The 19,719-nt window shown below is 71.6% G+C and carries 15 protein-coding genes; 5 read left to right on the forward strand and 10 right to left on the reverse strand.

Annotation, left to right across the window (positions count from 1 at the left end; translation table 11 throughout):
• Nucleotides 1-186: 186 nt before the first annotated feature.
• Entirely contained in the window at nt 187-1,059 is an 873-nt protein-coding gene (locus I6A81_RS44750; protein ID WP_203003300.1) for a TetR/AcrR family transcriptional regulator, read from the forward strand.
• Between the two features lie 367 nt (nt 1,060-1,426).
• Nucleotides 1,427-2,653, forward strand: a complete 1,227-nt coding sequence (locus I6A81_RS08005) for a cytochrome P450 (RefSeq protein ID WP_307874528.1) — start codon at nt 1,427-1,429, stop codon at nt 2,651-2,653.
• Between the two features lie 16 nt (nt 2,654-2,669).
• On the opposite strand, the gene I6A81_RS08010 is transcribed toward I6A81_RS08005, so the two are convergent.
• From I6A81_RS08010 to pstS, 10 genes are all read right to left on the reverse strand, one after another.
• The gene (locus I6A81_RS08010; protein WP_203003307.1) at nt 2,670-5,729 is read right to left on the reverse strand and encodes a DUF5682 family protein; all 3,060 of its coding nucleotides are present in this window, start codon (nt 5,727-5,729) and stop codon (nt 2,670-2,672) included.
• Between the two features lie 107 nt (nt 5,730-5,836).
• On the reverse strand, nt 5,837-6,952 hold the full coding sequence (locus I6A81_RS08015; RefSeq protein WP_203003299.1) for an ATP-binding protein: 1,116 nt from the start codon (nt 6,950-6,952) through the stop codon (nt 5,837-5,839).
• A 69-nt stretch (nt 6,953-7,021) separates the two neighbouring features.
• Nucleotides 7,022-8,446 carry a VWA domain-containing protein gene (locus tag I6A81_RS08020; RefSeq protein WP_203003298.1) on the reverse strand — a complete coding sequence of 475 codons (1,425 nt, stop codon included), beginning with the start codon at nt 8,444-8,446 and terminating at the stop codon, nt 7,022-7,024.
• Nucleotides 8,443-9,885, reverse strand: coding sequence for a hypothetical protein (locus I6A81_RS08025; protein ID WP_203003297.1), 1,443 nt, complete (start codon nt 9,883-9,885; stop codon nt 8,443-8,445). The genes I6A81_RS08020 and I6A81_RS08025 overlap by 4 nt, the downstream gene beginning before the upstream one ends.
• Nucleotides 9,886-10,389 carry a hypothetical protein gene (locus I6A81_RS08030; protein WP_238429159.1) on the reverse strand — a complete coding sequence of 168 codons (504 nt, stop codon included), beginning with the start codon at nt 10,387-10,389 and terminating at the stop codon, nt 9,886-9,888.
• A gap of 145 nt (nt 10,390-10,534) precedes the next feature.
• Nucleotides 10,535-11,320, reverse strand: a complete 786-nt coding sequence (locus I6A81_RS08035; RefSeq protein ID WP_203003296.1) for a response regulator transcription factor — start codon at nt 11,318-11,320, stop codon at nt 10,535-10,537.
• Nucleotides 11,321-11,469: 149 nt separating this feature from the next.
• Complete coding sequence (gene pstB, locus I6A81_RS08040) at nt 11,470-12,249, reverse strand: phosphate ABC transporter ATP-binding protein PstB (protein WP_203003295.1); 780 nt, start codon at nt 12,247-12,249, stop codon at nt 11,470-11,472.
• A 21-nt stretch (nt 12,250-12,270) separates the two neighbouring features.
• Nucleotides 12,271-13,341 (reverse strand): phosphate ABC transporter permease PstA, encoded by a 1,071-nt coding sequence (pstA, locus tag I6A81_RS08045; RefSeq protein ID WP_203003294.1) that lies wholly within the window; start codon nt 13,339-13,341, stop codon nt 12,271-12,273.
• Nucleotides 13,338-14,288, reverse strand: coding sequence for a phosphate ABC transporter permease subunit PstC (pstC, locus tag I6A81_RS08050; RefSeq protein WP_307874530.1), 951 nt, complete (start codon nt 14,286-14,288; stop codon nt 13,338-13,340). The genes pstA and pstC overlap by 4 nt, the downstream gene beginning before the upstream one ends.
• Nucleotides 14,289-14,494: 206 nt before the next feature.
• On the reverse strand, nt 14,495-15,604 hold the full coding sequence (pstS, locus tag I6A81_RS08055; protein WP_307874531.1) for a phosphate ABC transporter substrate-binding protein PstS: 1,110 nt from the start codon (nt 15,602-15,604) through the stop codon (nt 14,495-14,497).
• 612 nt (nt 15,605-16,216) lie between these two features.
• Here pstS and I6A81_RS08060 point away from each other — a divergent pair.
• The 3 genes from I6A81_RS08060 to I6A81_RS08070 all read left to right on the forward strand — a co-directional run bounded on the left by I6A81_RS08060 (nt 16,217) and on the right by I6A81_RS08070 (nt 19,632).
• Nucleotides 16,217-16,534, forward strand: coding sequence for a hypothetical protein (locus I6A81_RS08060; protein ID WP_203003291.1), 318 nt, complete (start codon nt 16,217-16,219; stop codon nt 16,532-16,534).
• 271 nt (nt 16,535-16,805) lie between these two features.
• Nucleotides 16,806-18,212: a proline--tRNA ligase gene (proS, locus tag I6A81_RS08065; protein ID WP_203003290.1), complete on the forward strand. Its 1,407-nt coding sequence runs from the start codon at nt 16,806-16,808 to the stop codon at nt 18,210-18,212.
• Between the two features lie 556 nt (nt 18,213-18,768).
• Nucleotides 18,769-19,632 carry an amidohydrolase family protein gene (locus tag I6A81_RS08070; RefSeq protein WP_203003289.1) on the forward strand — a complete coding sequence of 288 codons (864 nt, stop codon included), beginning with the start codon at nt 18,769-18,771 and terminating at the stop codon, nt 19,630-19,632.
• Nucleotides 19,633-19,719 lie beyond the last annotated feature (87 nt).

Here is a 19,719-nt window from a genome sequence, read left to right on the forward strand (position 1 = left end):
ACCAACGATCATCACGTTCCGCGGAACCAACGATCATCACGTTCCGCGGAACCAACGATCATCACGTTCCGCGGAACGCCTCGGGCGCCGAGGCGCCCTCGGCGGTTTTGTGGACTTGGCCCGGGCCGCGGCGGACCGACGGCAGCGTCCTGTTCAAGGGTGGCGTGGCCTACGGTGGATGTCGCCATGACCACTGGGCCCCGTGAGACCCGCGCGCGTCGCCGTCGCCGGACTGATCTCGACGAGCGGCAGATCGTCGACGCCGCGACCCGGGTCGTCGCCCGTGTCGGGATCGATGGCCTCACCATGCGGGCCGTGGCCGCCGAGCTCGGTCTGTCCTCAATGGCCAGCTATTACTGGGTGCCGAGCAAATCGGCCCTGTTCGAGTTGATCGCCGACGCGGTGCTCGAACGGATCGAGATCTCGCGCTCAGACGAACCATGGGACGCCAAGCTGCGGAAGCTGTTCGTCTCCGCTCGCGCGGAGCTCAGCCGCTATCCCGGCCTCGCCGAACTGCTGCTCCACCGGACCACCCACACGCCCAACACGGTCCGACTGGAGAACGAGCTCCAGGACCTGCTACGCGGGGCCGGGTTCGGTACCGAGGCCGGGGCGCTCGCCGAGGCGTTCGTCGTCTACCTGTACGGCTGGGTGAGCTACGAGAACCGCCCCGCCGATCCCGACGCCACCCAGACGCCCAGGTGGGGCGGAGGGCCGCCCCTTCCCGGCACCGCCCAGGGCTTCACCTTCGGCCTCGACCTGCTCATCGAGGGCGCCCGACGGCGACAGCCGGGTACCACCAACCCCGGGACCTCCGCGACCGGCATCCCCACCACCCAGCCGGCCGCCACCGCCACTTCCGCCACCGCCACATCAGCCACCGCCACGTCCGCCACCGGCGCGTCCGCCGGCGCCAGCGCGGGCACTCCCACTCCCGCCGCCACTCCCACCAACGCCGGCGCGGGCACTCCCACCGGCGCGGGCACTCCCACCGACGTCGGCATTTCCACCGACGTCGGCACCACCACATCCGCCAGCGCCGGCACCACCATCCGCTGATCCGCCGCCGGGCCGCCGGCCGCCGAGGCGCCACCGACCGCGCCCGGTCCGACCAGCGCGCCGGCCTCGCGCCTCCCTTGGCGCGCCGCCGGCGCCGGCGCCGGCGCCGCTTGATCGCCGTTTGTGCCCTCCGGGGGTCGTGATTCAGCCCCGCCGACGACCCCGGGAGGGCACAAACCGCGATCACGACGGGATCGAGCACCTGATTCACCGCGGGGCCGCCGGCTCGGCCGTGGTTGACAGGCTCGATTTGAGCGACGTAAAAATAAGCCGGTCGAGGCCGTGTGGGCGTTCATCGTGATCCAGGCGGCGCCACGCGGGTGACGGACCGGAGCCGTGCGGCGGCACCCGGCGTCGAGGAGGATCCGTGGGCGGCGACCATGCGGCGGGGCTGGCGGCCCCCGGTCCGGTCGGGCTGGAGTTCGACCCCTTCTCGGAGGCGTTCTTCGCCGACCCGCATCCCGTCTACCGTTTGATGCGCGAGCGGCAGCCGGTCTACTACAGCGAGCGGCACGACTTCCACGCGCTCACCCGCTACGACGACGTGTCGACGGCCCTCAAGGACTGGGAGACGTTCTCCTCGGCGCGCGGCGTCGACCTGGAATCCATCAAGAAGGGCGCGGTCGCCCCCGCCGGAATCATCGCGCTCGATCCGCCCGACCAGACCCGCTTACGCGTCCTGGTCAGCCGCGCGTTCACCCCCCGGGCCATCCTCGGACTCGAGCCCATGGTCAAGGAGGTGATCGACCGGCGCCTCGACGCGCTTGGGGACACGTTCGACGCGGTCGAGGACTTCTCAGCCCTCTTCCCGATAGAGATCATTTCTCGCATGCTCGGGATCCCGCCTGAGCGGCACGCCTTCGTCCGGCGCTCGGTCGACCGGATGCTCGCGCGCCGGGACTCCCTGGCGATGAGCGACGACCAGCTGGCCGTGGCCATCGAGCTCGGCGCCTACTACTACACACTGTGCGTCGAACGTCGCGACAACCTCGGCGACGACATGATCAGTCGACTGATCGCCGCCGAGGTGGAGCGCGACGACGGTACCCGCCTGGGCCTCACGGACGTGGAGATCGCCAGCTTCGTCTCCCTGCTCGGGAATGCCGGGTCGGAGACGGTCACCAAGCTGGTCGCGAACGCCTTCGTGCTGTTCTTCCAGAACCCCGACCAGTGGCGGCTGCTCCAGGAAAATCCCGCGCTGATCCCCCGGGCGGTGGAGGAGATCCTGCGTTTCGACCCCCCGGTCAGCTATGTCGGCCGATACGCGACGCGGGACGTCACCCTGCACGGAAGGACCATTCCGCGTGGCGGCGCGGTCCTGCTGGCCATCGGCGCCGCAACCCGTGACGAGGCCGCGTACGCCGACCCGGACCGGTTCGACATCACCCGGCCGGTCCGGCACAACCTCGGCTTCGGTTACGGGGTGCACAACTGCCTCGGCGCCGCCCTCGCCCGGATAGAGAGCCGGCTGGCGCTCACGGAGATGCTCCGCCGGATGCCGACGTACCGCGTCGACCTTTCCGGCCTCCAGCGGGTACGCATGGCGAACGTGCGGGGCTTCGCGCACGTGCCGGTCGAGGTCGTCGGCCGGTAGCCACGCGACCCGGCCGTCAGCGGCCGATCAGGGCCGCGACGGCGGCGGCCGTCGTCGGGAAGCGGTCCAGCAGAGCCGTGGCCTCGCTGTCGGGCCCGGCGACGTTGTCGGACCCGGCTACCGGGTCCGCCTGATCCGCCCGGCCCGCGCCGGTCGACGAAGGCCACTCGGTCTCCAGATCTAGCAGGGCCGCCAAGGCGTCGGTGGTGGCCGGATGGCCGACGAGCAGATCCGTCAGCGGCCCCGCGACCACCGGGCGCGCGGCGGCCCACGCGCCGCCAGGTCCAGTCGCCGCCTGGCCCGGCGGCGCGGCCGGGGCCGACCACGGCGCGGTCCAGGCGTCCAGGTCGGCGAGGCCGGCGGGGAACGTGCGCCCCGCCTCCCGGACCAGCGTGGGCACGTGCTCGGCGGCGTGGTCCCGCAGGGTCCGGATCAGCGTGGGCAGCCACGGGAGCAGGACGTGGTCGGGCAGCCGGGCGAACGCCTTGGAGATCACCTCGACGACGAACGGCGCGAGCGTCGGCACGGGCTCCAGGGCCTGCACGAAGCCGGCGAGGTAGCGCGGGAACGCGGGGATGACCAGCGGGTTGGCGAGCAGCCCGTCGCAGCGCGCCCGCAGCTCGGCCATCGACAGCTGGCCGAGCCGAGTCTGCGCGGCCCACAGCAGCGCCGTCCGCGCCGGCTCCTCCGGATGGGACTGGCGCACCGCCAGCTCCAGCTGCGCGCGGTCGCAGCCGAGGGCGAGCGCCAGGTTCTCCAGCGTCAGCAGGAAGCCGAGCATGGAGGCGACCTGGCGCACCGTGGTGTCCTCGGCCGCGAAGGCGATCGGCAGCAGCGTGCAGTAGTGCGCGTAACCACGCGTGACGAACTGCTCGCACCAGGCCGGCAGCGTGGGCTCACTGACGCGGTAGTGGTCGAGCAGCCGCCGGATCCGGCGCAGCACCTCGGGCGCGTCGTCCACGGTCCGCTCGCTGGTCAGCAGCTCGACGGCGCGGGCTCCGAGCTCGTCCGCCAGGCGCCGGCTGTCGAGGAAGGTGACGGCGTCCTCGACGGCGGCGAGCGCGCCGGCCGCCGTCGCGTCCGGCGCCCAGGCGGCGCGGCGCAGTCGCTGCTCCAGGGCCTGCTCGACGGTGACCGCCTCGTAGCCCAGCTCGATGAGCACGCGCTGATGCCGGCCGATCGCCAGGTCCCAGCTTTCCTGGGGTGACCGCTCCCCCAGCCGCCGTACGCCGAGGATCGGGCGGACCGCGCCGTCCGGCAGCAGGTAGCGCAGCATCCACAGCAGGTGTGAGCAGGGCGCCAGCTCGGGGTTCGCGGTCAGGTCGAGCAGCGCCCGCTGCACCGTGCGCTTGGAGAGGTCGAGCCCCAGCGGCGCCAGCCGGTCGTGGACGTCGCGGGCCAGCGGCGGGAGCGCGTCGTAGCCGACCTGGCCGACCCGGTCGCCGCCGAGCAGGATCTCGCACAGCCGGCGCACGTCGCGCCGGCCGGGCACCACGTCCTTCTCGATGCAGGTGACCGCGGCGTCCTGGAAGTCGTAGGGCGTCGGGCGGGCGCGGTTGCGCATGCCGGCCAGCAGGATCGACGACTCGAACACCGCGATGGCGTCCGCCGTGCTGGCGAGGTAGCCGTTGCGGCGCGCCAGCCGGACGATGTCGACGCTCCAGCCGAGCAGTTCGTCCTCGTCGATCCCGTCCAGCGCGGGCGGGCTCTCCAGGAAGCCGGACAGCCGCTCGGCGCCCTCGGCCGGCCGGCTCGTGCCACCAACCGGCCCTGCGCCTGACCGGGTCGCCGCGCGGGACTTCGCGGGCCGCGCGCCCTTGGCGGCGCCACGCTGGCCGGACAGGCGGAAGGGGGCGACGCCGGTGCGGGCCACCGCCTTCGCCCAGGTGGCCGCCGCGATCGACACGGAGCCGCCAGCCAGGCCGAACTGCGCCTCGATCGCGGAGTGGCTCGACGGGATGAGCCCGTACAGCCAGCGGGTTCCCGTCACGGGCGGGATCTCGTGGCCGGCCTCCGCCGCGCCGGGCGCCGGCGGGCCGGGCGCGGCCGGTTGGACGGCGGCGGACGCGGCCGGGAGGGCGGGCTCGGGGGCGGGAACCGGATCCACGGCGGTGCTGGCGGCGTCCGCGGCCGGCGCGGGTGCGCCGAACTCGGGAACGCGGCTGACCGCGTGGAAGGCGCCGCACACGTGCAGGCAGTCCGCCGGGTCGACGCCGGAGCTGGCCAGGTGCTCCCGGATCCGGGTCCACATGTGCCGCTCGCGGGCCTCGTCCCGGGCATGCCGGCCGTCGTCGTCGGAAGGCCGCAGCCGGCGGAACAGGCTGCCGACGAGCGCCATGGCCTGGCGATAGGTGTCATGGTCGGCGCCGGCGAGCGGCTGCTCGACGTACTGGTCCCACCATTCCGACCAGTGCCGGACCCTGCCGTGACGCAGCAGGAACTCCTCCAGTTCCGCGAACCGGGGCCGCAGGTCGCCGATCTCGACGCCGACCGCGTCGCCGTGCAGCGCCGGCTGGTCGCCGTCGCGCTCCGGGTCGGCGGCGTCCGCCGGCGCCGGCCCCGCGCCGTCGTCGGTCGAGGGCCCCGCCGCCGGGCGCCGGCGGTTCTCCCACTGGAAGAGGTGGTCGGCCGACCAGTCGACGAGCACCAGCTCGACGCCCGGGGTCTCCAGCGCGTAGGCGATGGCCTGGTACTCCGCGGACGCCTCGGTGATCGGGGCGATGACGCTCAGCGGCCCGGACCCGGCCGGGAAGCCCGTCAGCTCGTGGGCGAACGCCTGCAGGGCCACGGGCAGCGAGCAGTTGCGCAGCTCCCCGAGCAGCGGGCGCAGGTCCTCGCACAGCTCCAGGTAGATGACCTTGGGCCGCTTCTCCCGCAGCCGCCGGGCCATCGCCAGCGCGGAGGCCGGCGAGTGATGGCAGACCGGGAAGATCTCCAGCCGTTCGTCCAGCGCCCAGGCGACGTCGTCGACCAGGCCGGCGAGGATCTCCGCCAGCGTGGCGGAGTCCGCGGCGAAGGCCGCCGCGGCGTCCACCAGCCGCCCCCGCAGCTGTCCGAACGAGTTGTGGCCCTCCACGGCCGCGGCTCGCGGGTCGGCGAGCCGGGCGTCCCCCGCGTTCACCGCGCCGTTCACAGCGTTCACCGCGTTCACAGCGGGCTCGTTCACCACGTTCACCACGGGGCTCACGACAGGGCCGCGATGGCCTGGCGGCCGCCCTCGAGGAAGTCGGGCCACAGGCCGCCGTCGGACTTGCCGCGCGGCTCGACGACGGTGTGCAGGTACTTGTTGAGGATCGCGAGGTCCTCTGGGCTGCGGCGGGCGAGCGAGCCGACCAGCGAGCCCGCCAACGTGCCGGCCCGCAGCACGCGCTCGCCGAAGAACTGGCTGTGCAGGATCGCGTCCTCCAGGACGCCGATCTGCTCGGCGGTCGACAGCGCCGACTCGAGCTTCTCGTCGTCGCTGGTCGCGGACGCGGCGGCGCCGCGCAGGTCGGCGAAGCTCTGCAGCAGGATGTCGAGCAGCGTCGGTGGGACGTCCAGCTCGATCTGGTGGCGGCGCAGCAGCTCGGCGGTGCGGAACCGGACGATGTCGGCCTCGCTGCGCTTGTTCGTCACCACCGGGATCCGGACGAAGTTGAACCGCCGCTTGAGGGCCGAGGACAGGTCGTTGACGCCCCGGTCCCGGCTGTTGGCCGTCGCGATGATCGAGAAGCCGGGCCTGGCGAACACGACGTTGTCGCTGTCGAGCTCCGGGATCGACACGTACTTCTCGGAGAGGATCGAGATCAGCGCGTCCTGGACGTCGCTGGTCGAGCGGGTCAGCTCCTCGAACCGGCCGATGACGCCGCGCTCCATCGCCGTCATGATCGGCGAGGGGATCATCGACTCGCGGGACTGCCCCTTGGCGATCACCATCGAGACGTTCCACGAGTACTTGATGTGGTCCTCGGTCGTGCCCGCGGTGCCCTGGACGACCAGTGTCGAGTCGCGGCTGATCGCGGCGGCGAGCAGCTCGGCGAGCCAGCTCTTGCCCGTGCCGGGGTCGCCGATCAGCAGCAGGCCCCGGTCCGAGGCCAGGGTGACGATGGCGCGCTCGACCAGGCTGGTGTCGCCGAACCACTTCTGGTCGATCTGGCGGTCCAGCCCGTCGGACCTCTGGGACCCGAGGACGAACAGGCGGACCATCCGAGGGCTCAGCCGCCAGGAGAACGGCTTCGGCCCGTCGTCGACGGACTCCAGCCAGTCCAGCTCTTCGGCGTACTTGGCCTCGGCGGGTGCACGCAGCTGCTCGGCGGTCATGCGCGGTTCTCCTCAGCGCGGGGGAAGCTCGGGAACGTCGGGAAGGCGGAAATCTCGGGTGCCGAGGCGTCAGGCAACGAAGTTCTTCAGTTCGAGGACGAGCTTGCGAATGTGTCCGGAGATGACCGGCGTGCCCAGGTCCTTGAAGCGCTGCCGGAACCACGGGTTCACGCTCTGGTGGCCGGAACTGTTCACGGAACCGACCGGGATGAACTTCACGCCCGACCGGTGAACAGCCTCGATGCCGTCGAACAGCGGTTGGGAGCGGTCGAACTCATAGAAGTCCGAGATCCACACCATGACGGTGTTACGTGGATCGGTGATCTTCGGCCGGGCCATCGCCATCGCGACCGGGCCGTCGTTGCCGCCGCCGAGCTTCGTCCGCAGCAGCACCTCGAACGGGTCGTGCACCCAGGGGGTGAGGTCGAGGGCCTTGGTGTCGTAGGCGATCAGATGTACGTCGACCTTCGGCAGGCCCGCGAAGATCGACGCCAGGATGGTGCAGTTGACCATCGAGTCGGTCATCGACCCGGACTGGTCGACCACCACGATCATCCGCGCGGGGCTGGTACGCCGCGCGGTCTGCCGGTAGTAGAGCCGGTCGACGTAGAGGCGCTGGTCCTTGTCGTTCCAGTTCGGCAGGTTCTTCCAGATCGTCCGGTCGAGGTCGAGGTTGCGGAACACCCGCTTGGGCGGCACCGAGCGGTCGATCGTGCCCGCGCTCGCCTTCTCCACCTGGGTGCGCAGCACCTCGGCGACCTCGTCGACGAACCTGCGGATCAGCGCCTTCGCGTTGGCCAGCGCGACGCCGGAGAGATTGTGCTTGTCACGCAGCAGCTGCTCGATCAGCGACATGCTCGGGGTGAGCTTGCTGGCCAGTGCGTTGTTCGCCAGCACCTCGCGCAGGTGCATCCGGCGCACGAGGTCGGCCTCGAGGTCGGCGAGCGTGCCGGAAAGGCCGCCCGCGTCGCCGGCCCCCGGCCCGAGCGCCGCCTTCAGCCAGGCCGCGTCGGACTGCCAGCCGGCGAGCTGGGTGGCGCTGACGCCGCCAGACCCCGTCGCGAACACGTTGAGCAGCAGTTTGGAGACCAACGCCGCGTTGCGCGCCTCGGCCCGGCCCACCGCGGCGTCGGGCCGCGTGCCGGCGCCAGGCCCGGCCGCGTCGGGCTCGATCTCGTCGGGCCCGGTCTCGTTGCCCGCGGCCGCCGGCGCGGGCCCGTCGCCAGCCGCCTCCCCACCGGCCAGCAGGCCAGGCAGCTCCTCGCCGAGCGAGGGGAAGCGCTGCACGATGTTGTCCACGGACACCGTGGGATCCAGCAGCGCGGCGGGCAGGCCGAGATCGTCCACGATCGCCAGGCTGGCCGACTCCAGCGCGGCCTGCTCGTCCGCGGCGAAGATCCTCGACAGCAGCCGCCAGTACAGCACCTGGCGACGGTTCTCGTACGCGGCCGGGTCGACGTCGCCGGCCACCGGCCGGGTCATGTTCTCGGTCATTTCCGCAGCAGCCTTCCGGCCCGCTCGCGCAGCACGGCGACGGAGTCGCCCTGCTTGGCCAGCACCTTCGCGATCTTGGGATCGGTCACCCCGAGCGCCCAGTCGCCGGCGTGCGCCGTGACCGCCTTGCGCCTGACCACGGCCTGGGCCGCGAGCGGGCGCAGCCGCCAGGCGCCGTCGTCCCAGCGCAGCAGCCCAAGGCAGGCGGACGAGGCGGCGAGCAGCTCGGCGGTCAGCGGGCCGTGGCTCGCCGCCGGGTTGTCGGCCGGGCCGACGTCGACGCCGAGTGGGATGCCGCCGAGGTCGAACGCGAGCGCGTGCCCCTCGTCCACGGAGGTCGCGTAACCCTCCAGCAGCACCGGCTCGGCGATCCGGACGGGGTGGCGGTCCAGCGGCACCGCCGCCGGCGCGGCCGCGCCGGCGAGCAGGACCCGGGCGGTCACGAACGGGTCCGCCGCCTCACCGAGGCGGACGCCGTCCTCCCGCCACACCAGGTCGCCGCCCGGGAGCAGCGCCAGGTCGGTGACCTCCACCGCGCGCCGCTCGGCGAGCGCGCCCAGCAGCACGGGGTACGCGTCGAGAAGCCGCCACAGCGCCGGGCCCACGATCGTGTCCACCTTCGCGGCGGTCACGCCGGCGCGCACCAGTGCCGGGCCTTCGTCCGCCCCGCCGGCGGGCTCGAGGACGCCGTGGACCTGGACCCGGACCGCGGTGTCGTGCTCGGCGACCTCGGCTCCGAGGATCAGCAGCCGTCCGGACACCCGCTTCGCCGGCTCGGACGGGCCGGGCGGCCACGCTCCCTTCCAGGCGAGCAGCTGCGCGCGGGCCCACAGGTCGGCCCAGCGCCGCGCCGGCAGCCGGGCCGCGGCACCGACCGGGCAGGAGGCACGCAGCTCGGCGGCCAGGCCGTCGAGGAGCACCGCCAACCGGCGCAGTCCCGGCTCGGCCCGCGCGGCCTGGCGGGCCTGGGCGGAGGCCGACACCAGCTCGTCGTCGACGCCGCGCCAGCCGGCGATCGCCAGCTCGCGCAGCCAGGACCGGCACCCCGCGAGCGCGGCCGCCCACCCCGGTGGGGACGCGTTCACCGCCGCCGGCGCCGCCTCGACGGCCGGCCTCGCCCGGCCCGCCGCGGCGTCGAAGCCAGCGAGCAGGGCGTCGTGCGCCGCCCCGAGCAGCGCGGCGCGCGCGCCGGCCAACGTCACCAGTACCTCGTCGCTCACGGACCCGGCGGCGGCCTTGTCCGCCGCCTCCCGAGCACGGGCGCCGAGCGGCGTCGCACCCACGGCGGACGCCAGCGCGGCGAGCGCCTCCGCGCCGCCGGCGCCGAGGCGGCCAAGCCCCGCCGCCAGGGCGTCGTCGAAACCGTCCACCACGGCCAGCGCCGCGTCGACGCCTACCGGCGGGGCGCCGGCGAGCTCGTTCAGCTGGGTCGCGAGCACCTACAGCACCACCCGTTCCGTCGGGAACCAGTCCAGCTCGGGGACGGGGCCGGCGACGTCGGGCAACTCCAGGTAGCCGAGGTGGCGCAGGAAGCCGCTGAACACGGTCGCCGCGGGCTGCTTCTCCTGCTGCCCGCGCAGGGCGTCCATCAGGTCGGCGGCCGACGCCGGGCCGTCGCCGAGGTCGGCGCGCAGGTAGCGGGCGACCCGGTCGACGCCGTACTGGAGCGCCGCGGCGTCGACGAGCGCCTGGAGGTGCTTGCACATCGCCCAGGCGTTGAGCCCGCCGCAGGGCCGGTTGTTGTTGGTGCTGCAGTAGTAGGCGTGCGTCCCGGCGGTGATCGACGAGACGTAGACCCGCTCGATCTCCGAACCGCTCGACACGACCCCCTGCAGCCGCCCGTCAGCCAGCTCGGCGAAGGGCACCTTCGCCAGCGCCCGCGGCGGCACCGGGGCAGCCACCCGCCCGATGCCGCGCCGTTCCCCGCCGCCCGTGGACACCACGCACCGACCTCCATCGCCCGGTCCATCGCCGCCCGGTCCATCGCCCGATCAGCCCGTCTGCCCGCTGTTCTATCGCGCGGGTCCGACAGTTCTTATCGGGACGATCCGGGTCAGGTCGGGCCAGGAACGGTATCGGCGCCGGCCGTCAGCCGGCCGGGAGGCGGTAGCGGTAGCCGACGCCGCGGACGCTCTCGATCGACCAGGGGGTCTCCGCCGTGTCACCGAGGCGGCGGCGCAGCCGGCGGACGTGCACGGCGAGCGTGTTCGAGTCCATCGTCGAGGCACCCCAGACCAGCTCGAGCAGGCTCTCGCGCGGCACGACCCGGCCGGCCCGTTCGAGCAGCACCCGCAAAAGGCGGAACTCTCGCGGCGGCACCGCGACCGGCACCCCGTCGACCGACACCTGGTGCGCGCCGACGTCCAGGGTGACGGCGCCGACTCGCAGCACCTCCGGGTCGGCCCCGCCGGCCGGCAGCCCGTGGACGGCGGGAACGGTCAGCTCCGGGCCGCCGCGGCCGGCGGCGTTCGCGCCGCCGGCGACGCCGACGCCGTCCGGCCCGAGACCGGCCAGCGCGAGGACCTCGCCGACCAGGTACGGCTTGGCCACGCAGGCGCTCGCGCCGGCCTCCAGGCCGGCGGCGGCCAGGGACCGGTCATGCGGGCCGACACCGAGCAGGATCGTCACCTCGCCGCGGTCCCGCGTCGCCCGCAGCGCCCGGACCACCCCGACGCCGTCGAGCACCGGCAGGGCCGCGTCGACCAGGACGGTGGCCGGCGCGAGGCGTCCGGCCTCGAGCAACGCAAGCGCGCCGTCACCGACCACCCGTACCTCGACCCCGCGGGAGGTGAACGCGTTAACGAGCCCGTCATCCACCTCCGCGTCGGCGATCAGCACCACCGCGGTCGAGACCACCGGCGTCGCCCCGGTCACGGGAGCCCGCGAAGGCCCAGGGACGCTCAGGCCCGCCGGTCGGTCGGGCTCCGGCGACCGCTCGGGACGGGCTCGCGCGAGCGCGCCGGATGAGCCGGCCGCGGCCGGGAGGCGCCGAGCGTCGCCTGGCTCCAACGTAACCGACACGATCAGCCGAAACGACCCGAGACGTAGTCTTCGGTCGCCTTCTCCTTGGGGTTGCCGAAGATGATGCTGGTGTCGTCGAACTCGATCAGCTTTCCGGGCTTACCGGTGCCGGCGATGTTGAAGAAGCCGGTCTTGTCGCTGACCCGGGCGGCCTGCTGCATGTTGTGCGTGACGATGACGATTGTGAAATCGTTCTTCAGCTGCTGCATGAGGTCCTCGATCGCCAGGGTGGAGATCGGGTCGAGCGCCGAGCAGGGCTCGTCCATCAGCAGCACGGCCGGCTTGGTCGCGATCGCGCGCGCGATGCAGAGCCGCTGCTGCTGGCCACCGGAGAGGCTGGAACCGGGCCGGCCCAGGCGGTCCTTGACCTCCTCCCACAGGTTGGCGCCGCGCAGGGTGTTCTCGACCATTTCGTCGAGCGCCGCCTTGCGCAGCCGGCCGCCGTTCAGCTTCACACCCGCGATCACGTTGTCGTAGATCGACATCGTGGGGAACGGGTTGGGGCGCTGGAACACCATGCCGATGTGCCGCCGGACGACGACCGGGTCGACGCCGGGGCCGTAGAGGTCCTCGCCGTCCATGACGACCTTGCCCTCGACGTAGGCGCCGGGAATGACCTCATGCATCCGGTTGAGCGAGCGGAGGTAGGTCGACTTGCCGCAGCCGGACGGGCCGATGAGGGCCGTCACCGTGCGCGGCTCGATGGTCATGTTGACCTGCTCGACGGCCCGGAACTTGCCGTAGTAGATGTCGAGGTCGGACGCTTCGATTCGCTTGGACACTTGTCTCGGTCCTTTCCGCGCTCAGCGGGTCGGCAGGGCGAAGACCCTGGAGATGACGCGGGCGATCAGGTTCAGAAGCAGCACGATGAGGACCAGGGTCAGCGCCGCCGCCCAGGCGCGCTCCAGGCCGAACTCCGCGCGCGCCCCGGGGTTTGCGTTGGAGTTGAAGATGTAGACCGGCAGGGTCGTCATCCGGCCGTCGAAGAGGTCGTAGTTCGTCCGCGTCGCCATGCCGGCGATGACCAGCAGCGGCGCGGTCTCGCCGATCACTCGGGCGATGGCGATCGTCACGCCGGTCGCGATGCCGGCCGCCGCGGTGCGCAGCACGACCCGGATCACCGTGAGCCACTTCGCGACGCCGAGTGCGTAGGAGGCCTCACGCAGCTCGTTCGGCACCAGCTTCAGCATCTCCTCGACCGACCGGACCACGACCGGGATCATCAGCAGGGACAACGCGACGGCGCCGCCGATGCCGAACCGGATACCCGAGCCGAAGAAGATCGAGAAGAAGGCGAACGCGAACAGGCCGGCGACGATCGACGGGATACCCGTCATGACGTCGACCAGCAGGGTGATCGACCGGGCGAGCCAGCCGCGGCCGTACTCGACCAGGTAGACGGCGCACATCACACCGATCGGCACCGAGATGATCGTGGCGGCCGCGGTGATCTCGAGGGTGCCGATGATGGCGTGGTAGGCGCCGCCGCCCTCGCCGACGACCCGGTTCATGTCATCGGTGAGGAACTTCCAGTCGAACCGGTGCCGGCCCCGGTCGACGACCGTGGACAGCAGGGACAGCAGGGGCAGCAGCGCGAGGACGAAGGCGAGCGTCACCAGGAGCGTGGCGAGCCGGTCCTTCGCCCGGCGGACGCCCTCCACGCCCCAGGAGACGGCCGGCACGACCACCAGGGCCGCCACCGCGCCCAGCACGAGCGCCAGGGCCGTGCTGAAACCGGTGGTGAGCCCGATCAGCAGGCCGACTACCAGGCAGGCGCTGACCATCGACCACTGCGCCCACGGGGGGAGCTGGCCCTGGGTGAGCGACTTGCGGGCCTCGAGGACCTCGGCCGGCGGCGGCGAGATGGTGGTCATGCGTTCGCTCCGGAGAACTCGCGGCGGCGGTTGACGATGGCCCGGGCGACGTAGTTGACGAAGAAGGTCACCGCGAACAGGACCAGACCAGACGCGATCAGCGCGTTCAGCCGGATCCCGCTGGATTCGGGGAAGTCGAGGGCGATGTTCGCGGCGATCGTGCTGCTGTTCGTCGAGCTGATCACGTCGAAGCTGACGACGTCGGTGGCGGAGAGCACCATCGCGACCGCGAGCGTCTCCCCGAGCGCCCGGCCAAGACCCAGCATGCTGGAGCTGACGATTCCGGACTGCGCGAACGGCAGGACCGTCATCCGGATCATCTCGTAGCGGGTGGCCCCGAGCGCCAGCGACGCCTCCTCCTGGAGCCGGGGCGTCTGCAGGAAGACCTCCCGGTTGACCGCCGTCATGATCGGAAGAATCATCACCGCGAGGACCAGCCCGGCGGTGAGCATCGTCCGCCCGGTGGCCGAGGTGGGGCCGTCGAAGAAGGGCAGCCAGCCGAGGTACTTCTCCAGCCAGCGGAACACCGGCACCGCGTGCGGAGCCAGGAAGAAGATGCCCCACAGGCCATAGACGACGCTGGGGATCGCGGCGAGCAGGTCGATCAGGTAACCGAGCCCCTGAGCGAGCCGGCGCGGGGCGTAGTGCGAGATGAACAGCGCGATGCCGATCGACAGCGGAGTGGCGATCAGCAGGGCGATCACCGCCGCGAACACCGTGCCGAACAGCAGCGGGCCGACGAACGACCAGAAGTTCTGATCGCCGGGCAGGTCCGACGGGTCAGCGGTGAACGCCGGAAGGCCCTCGATCAACAGGAAGACCGCGACGGCGGCGAGGGCGACCAGGATCAGGATGCCGGCGCCGACCGCGGCGCCGGAGAAGATGCGGTCACCTAGGCGGACCGGCGACCGCTTTTTCCGCACGTACTTGTTCGGTGGCTCCGTCACCGACGAGCCGCCTTGCGACGCGCCAGGCGGCGAGCCGCTCGATGGGGAACCGCTGTTCGCGGCTGGCTGCGTCACGGATCTCGCTCCTCAGGCCTGTCGTGACGTGGTACGGGAGACACCGCGAGTCCGGGCGGCCAAACGACCGCCCGGACCCGTGGGCCAGACATTCAGTTAGCTGCGGATACCCAGGTCAGCCCGGGAACCGCTCAGGCGACACCGATGGCGGCGATGCCCTTCAGGGCGTTCGTGCGCTGGGTGTCGGAGATCGGCGCCGAGCCGGCGTTCTCCGCGGCGGCCGCCTGGCCCTCCTCGCTGACGACGTAGGTGAGGTACGCCTTCACCGTGTCAGCGGTGGCCTGGTCGTCGTACTTGGTGCAGGCCAGGGTGTAGGAGACCAGCACGATCGGGTACACGCCCGCCTCGGTGGTGTCCCGCGGGATGTCGATCGCGAAGCTGTACTGCGGCCGGCCCGAGACGGTCTTGCCGGCATCCACGACCGCGGCCGCGGCCTCGGGCGTGTACTCGACGAACTCGCTGCCGACCTGAATGTGGGCGACACCCAGGTCGGTGGCCCGCGAGGCGTCGAGGTAGCCGATCGTGCCCTCGCCACCCTTCAGCGTCTCGGCCACACCCGAGGTCCCGTTGGCGCCCTCGCCACCCGAGACCGGCCACTCCTGCGCGGCGTCATAGGTCCAGTCGGCCGGCGCCGCCTTGTGCAGGTAGTCGGTGAAGTTCTGGGTGGTGCCCGACTCGTCCGACCGGTGCACCGGGGTGATGTTCGAGTCCGGCAGCGTCGTGCCAGAGTTGAGGCCGGCGATCGCCGGGTCGTTCCACTTGGTGATCTTACCGTCGAAGATCTTCGCGATCACCGAGGCCGAGAGCTTCAGGTCCTCGACACCGGGGAGGTTGTAGGCCACCGCGATCGGGCTGATGTAGCCCGGGAACTCGACGAAGTCCCCGCCGCACTGCTCCTGCGCCTTGGTGACTTCTTCGGGCTTGAGGTACGCGTCCGAGCCGGCGAACTGCACGCCGCCCTCGGTGAACTGCGTGCGACCGGCGCCAGAGCCCGCCGGGTCGTAGGTGACCGTCGCGTCCGGGTTGGCCTCGGTGAACCCAGCGATCCAGGCCTCCATCGCGGAGCCCTGGGCAGAGGAGCCGGCACCGGCGATGGTCCCGCTGACCTCGGCGGCGGCGGGCGCGCTGGCGCTACCGGCCGGCTCCGGGGTGTCCTCATCGTCGCCGCCGCAGGCCGCGAGCGCGAGCGTAGCGGTGAGCGCGATGCTGAGCATCGCGGTCTGGGTCTTCTTCAGCTTCACTAGCGAGCCCCTCTTCGTCACGCCTTCCGGCGCGCAGTCGTGTTCCCCCCCAGCGAAGGGGTGTCGGTGCAGCATCGAAGCGAGGACAGATGAACGAACAGTGAATCCAGGCGAACGCAAACCGGACACACACTGGAACAGCTAGCCGTTTGGGTCCATCTCCTACCGATGGCGACGGTCATCTCCACAATCAGTTACAACCGGGGGCGACAGCCGTGGTTTTTCCCACGGACGAGCTTGGCCAGGACCACGCCAGCCACCCCTTCAGCCACCTTCGGGCCACCTTCAGGCCACCCACCCGCCGGGACATGCGGCCGCGCCGGCGAACCCTCTCGACGACCCGCCATCAGGCCACCGCCGGCCATCCTCACCACACCCCCAGAGAAAACCCAGCACACAATGGCCGAATGGCTACGTAACGCAACACATTGTGAGCTGAGCGCTACTCGGCGCCCCATCTGCCCCGAGATCACCCTTCACCGATTGGCCACCAGAACCGAGCGCCGGTCGGCGGCAGCGCGGTAGCTGACAGCATGTGATTGGTAGCCAGGGGTTATGGGACGACGGCGTCCCGCCACCTTGACGGCGCCACCTGGGCCGAAGGAGACCTGCATGGAAGACACCGCCACCGACGTCGGTGCGCTTGCGCCCGAGCCGGGGCAGCTCGCCGAGCTGCCCCGTTCACTTGCCGAAGTGGTCACCGCCCACGACGGGAACCTGGTCCAGCACCGGCTACGCCTGTCCCCCGGCGCCACGGCGGCCGAGATCACGGCCGCGATGATCCTCATGCCGCCGGCCGCGGCCCTGGTCGGCGACCACGGCGACGCCGGCGTGTCGCTGGTATTCCGGGAGCCGGCCCGCCCGTCGTCCGACGCGGCCGGCCTGCCGGCCGGCGCCGGCGCGGGCCGCGCCGAGGACGACAGCTCCTGAGGACGCGATCCGGGATCTGGAGAACGTGGTCCGGTCGACACTCCGCCTTGCCTGCTTGGACGAACCCAACCGGAGTCGGACGAACCCAACCGGGGTACTGACCCCAGACCAGACCAGCCCTCGCCCTACAGGTCCAATCCGGCACCAGACCAGTCGGGGCGCCCCGGCGCCCCGACGGCGGAGCGGCGATGGACGCGCCAGCGTCCTTATCGCCGACCGCCGCACCGAGGGCAGACGCGGAAACGGCCGCGCAGCGCAATATCGTGGACGGGTGGCAGTGCTGACGCCTCGTTCCGAGGACTTCCCCCGCTGGTATCAGGACGTGATCGCCAAGGCCGAGCTGGCCGACAACGGCCCGGTCCGGGGGTCCATGGTCATCCGACCGTATGGCTACGCGCTCTGGGAGCGGATGCAGGCCGACGTCGACCTGCGGATCAAGGCCGCGGGCGCGGTGAACGCCTACTTCCCGCTGTTCATCCCCGAGAGCTACCTGCGACGGGAGGCCGAGCACGTCGAGGGGTTCAGCCCCGAGCTCGCCGTCGTCACGCACGGCGGCGGCAAGGAGCTGGAGGAACCGGTCGTCGTCCGGCCCACCAGCGAGACGGTCATCGGCGAGTACATGGCCAAGTGGACCCAGAGCTACCGCGACCTGCCACTGCTGCTCAACCAGTGGGCCAACGTGGTCCGCTGGGAGCTGCGGCCGCGGCTGTTCCTGCGCACCAGCGAGTTCCTCTGGCAGGAGGGGCACACCGCGCACGCCGACCAGGCGGACGCCGCCGCCTACGCCCGCCGGATCGCGCTGGAGGTCTACCAGGACTTCATGGTGTCGGTGCTCGCGCTGCCGGTGTTCGTCGGCCGCAAGACCCGCAAGGAGCGGTTCGCCGGCGCGATCAACACCCTCACCTGTGAGGGCATGATGGGCGACGGCAAGGCGCTGCAGATGGCCACCAGCCACGAGCTCGGCCAGAACTTCGCCAAGGCGTTCGACATTACCTACCTCGGCGCCGACGGCGGCCGTCACCTGGCCTGGACGACCTCCTGGGGTTCGTCCACCCGGATGGTCGGCGGGCTGATCATGGCGCACGGGGACGACTCCGGCCTGCGCGTCCCGCCCAGGCTCGCGGCGACCCAGGTGGTGGTGCTGCCGGTGCGTGACGACGAGAAGGTCGTCGCGGCGGCCTCCCAGATCACCGACGAGTTGAAGGCCGCCGGGGTGCGGGTGTCGCTGGACGCCCGGCCCGGGCTGTCGTTCGGCCGGCGGGTCACCGACTGGGAGCTCAAGGGCGTGCCGGTGCGGGTCGAGGTCGGCCCGCGCGACCTGGCGGTGGGCAACATCACCCTCGCCCGCCGCGACACCGGGGAGAAGGTCACCGCGCCGCTCTCCGAGGCGGCGACCCGCGTGCCCGGGCTGCTCGACGCCGTGCAGCAGAACCTGTACGACCAGGCACTGGCGCTGCGCGACTCCCGGACCGCCGACGTGACCACGCTGGCGGAGGCGGTCGAGGCGGCCGCCACCGGCTTCGCCCGGCTGCCGTGGCGCCTGGTCGGCGACGAGGGCGAGGCGCGGCTGGCCTCCGAGTCCCTCACCGTCCGCTGCATCCAGAACCCCGACGGCACCCTGCCCGACGGCACGGACGACACCGACGACCTCGTCTGCCTGGTCGCCCGCTCCTACTGACCCATCACGCCGACCCATACTCGCCGGGCCCCTCGGGTGCCCGAACGTTCGACCGCCGACAAGCCCTGCCTCTCGATCGAGAGGCAGGGCTTGTGGCATGACCGGCACGAACACGAGTGGGCACGGACACGAGCTGACACGACGCGGTGAGCGCGGCGCCGACCCGCTCCAGCGCCGGCCTCGCCAGGCTTCGCCCTGCCTGGACGCCGGACATGATCGCCGTTTCTGCCCTGGGAAGGTCGTGACCTGGCCTTGCCCGCGACCTCCCCAGGGCACCGTCAGCGATCATGCACAACAGATCAACGTCGGCGGCTGCGATGCTAGAACATGGTTTCGGTATCGGACAGGGGTGCGCCGAGGAGCGCCCGAGCGCGGCGCGGCCCTCGACCAGCCTGGCACCACCAGGGCAGTTGAGCCTCGCACTTCATGATCGTCAACAGCCCTTGACTCTCATGAAACCGGATTTCAGACTGAGAGCAAGCCAGCCAGGGTGACCAGTCGCGAGCAGGGGCAGGTGGCCCGCGCCGGCTCCTGACACCGTTGACGAGGATGTGAGATGGCCCTACCGACCGGAGTCCCGATCATCGACACGATGATCGGGTTCCCGCATCCGGACACCTCGCAGTACGACTTCATCCGTCGCCAGCTCAAGGACGAAGAGTCCAAGGCGTTCGCGTTCCCGGCGCAGTACATGTTCAAGCAGGTCCCGGAAGACCTGCCCGGCGACGACCCGATCAGCGTGACGCTGCGCAAGATGGACGAGTACGGCATCGAGAAGGGCATGATCGGCGTCGCCGGCGAGCCCGCTCAGCTGGCCTTGAAGAGGTTCCCGGACCGGTTCGTCCCCAGCGGCAACATCGACGATCCGAACGACGTGATGGGCACCGTCCGCAAGATGGTCCGCGAGTACGAGGAGTTCGGGATCCGCGCGGTGGGCGCCTTCCCCTCCGGCATGTTCCCGCAGGTCGCGATCAACGACGAGAAGATGTACCCGGTCTACGCGAAGTGCGTCGAGCTGGGCATCCCGATCTTCTGCTGTGCCGGCGTGCCCGGCCCGCGGCTGAGGTTCGAGCCGCAGCGGGTCGAGCTGATCGACCAGGTGATGTTCGACTTCCCCGACCTGGTCTTCGTCACCCGGCACGGCTGCGAACCCTGGACCGACCTGGCCGTGAAGCTGCTGCTCAAGTGGCCGAACCTTTACTACTCGACGTCCGCGTTCGCGCCCAAGCACTACCCAAAGGCGATCATCGACTTCGCCAACTCCCGGGGTGCCGACAAGATCATCTACGCCGGCTACTACCCGATGGGGCTCTCGCTCGACCGGATCATGGCCGACATGCCGAACGTGCCGTTCCGCGACCACGTCTGGCCGAAGTTCCTGCACGAGAACGCCCGCAAGGTCCTCAAGCTCGACGCCTGAGGCGCGCCGAGCTGGTGACCAAGCCCGTTCAGATCCGCGTACCGGCGCCGCGCGCCGGGTGGTCTCGCCCCGAGATGCCACGAGATC

The organism is Frankia nepalensis (genome assembly GCF_016786325.1).
Lineage (GTDB): Bacteria > Actinomycetota > Actinomycetes > Frankiales > Frankiaceae > Pseudofrankia > Pseudofrankia nepalensis.

Excerpts from the sequence above, each read along its gene's own strand:
- I6A81_RS08060 (WP_203003291.1), top strand. The coding sequence starts at position 16,217 with ATGGAAGACACCGCCACCGACGTCGGTGCGCTTGCGCCCGAGCCGGGG.
- I6A81_RS08015 (WP_203003299.1), bottom strand. The coding sequence starts at position 6,952 with ATGACCGCCGAGCAGCTGCGTGCACCCGCCGAGGCCAAGTACGCCGAA.
- I6A81_RS44750 (WP_203003300.1), top strand. The coding sequence starts at position 187 with ATGACCACTGGGCCCCGTGAGACCCGCGCGCGTCGCCGTCGCCGGACT.
- pstA (WP_203003294.1), bottom strand. The coding sequence starts at position 13,341 with ATGACCACCATCTCGCCGCCGCCGGCCGAGGTCCTCGAGGCCCGCAAG.
- I6A81_RS08070 (WP_203003289.1), top strand. The coding sequence starts at position 18,769 with ATGGCCCTACCGACCGGAGTCCCGATCATCGACACGATGATCGGGTTC.
- I6A81_RS08020 (WP_203003298.1), bottom strand. The coding sequence starts at position 8,446 with ATGACCGAGAACATGACCCGGCCGGTGGCCGGCGACGTCGACCCGGCC.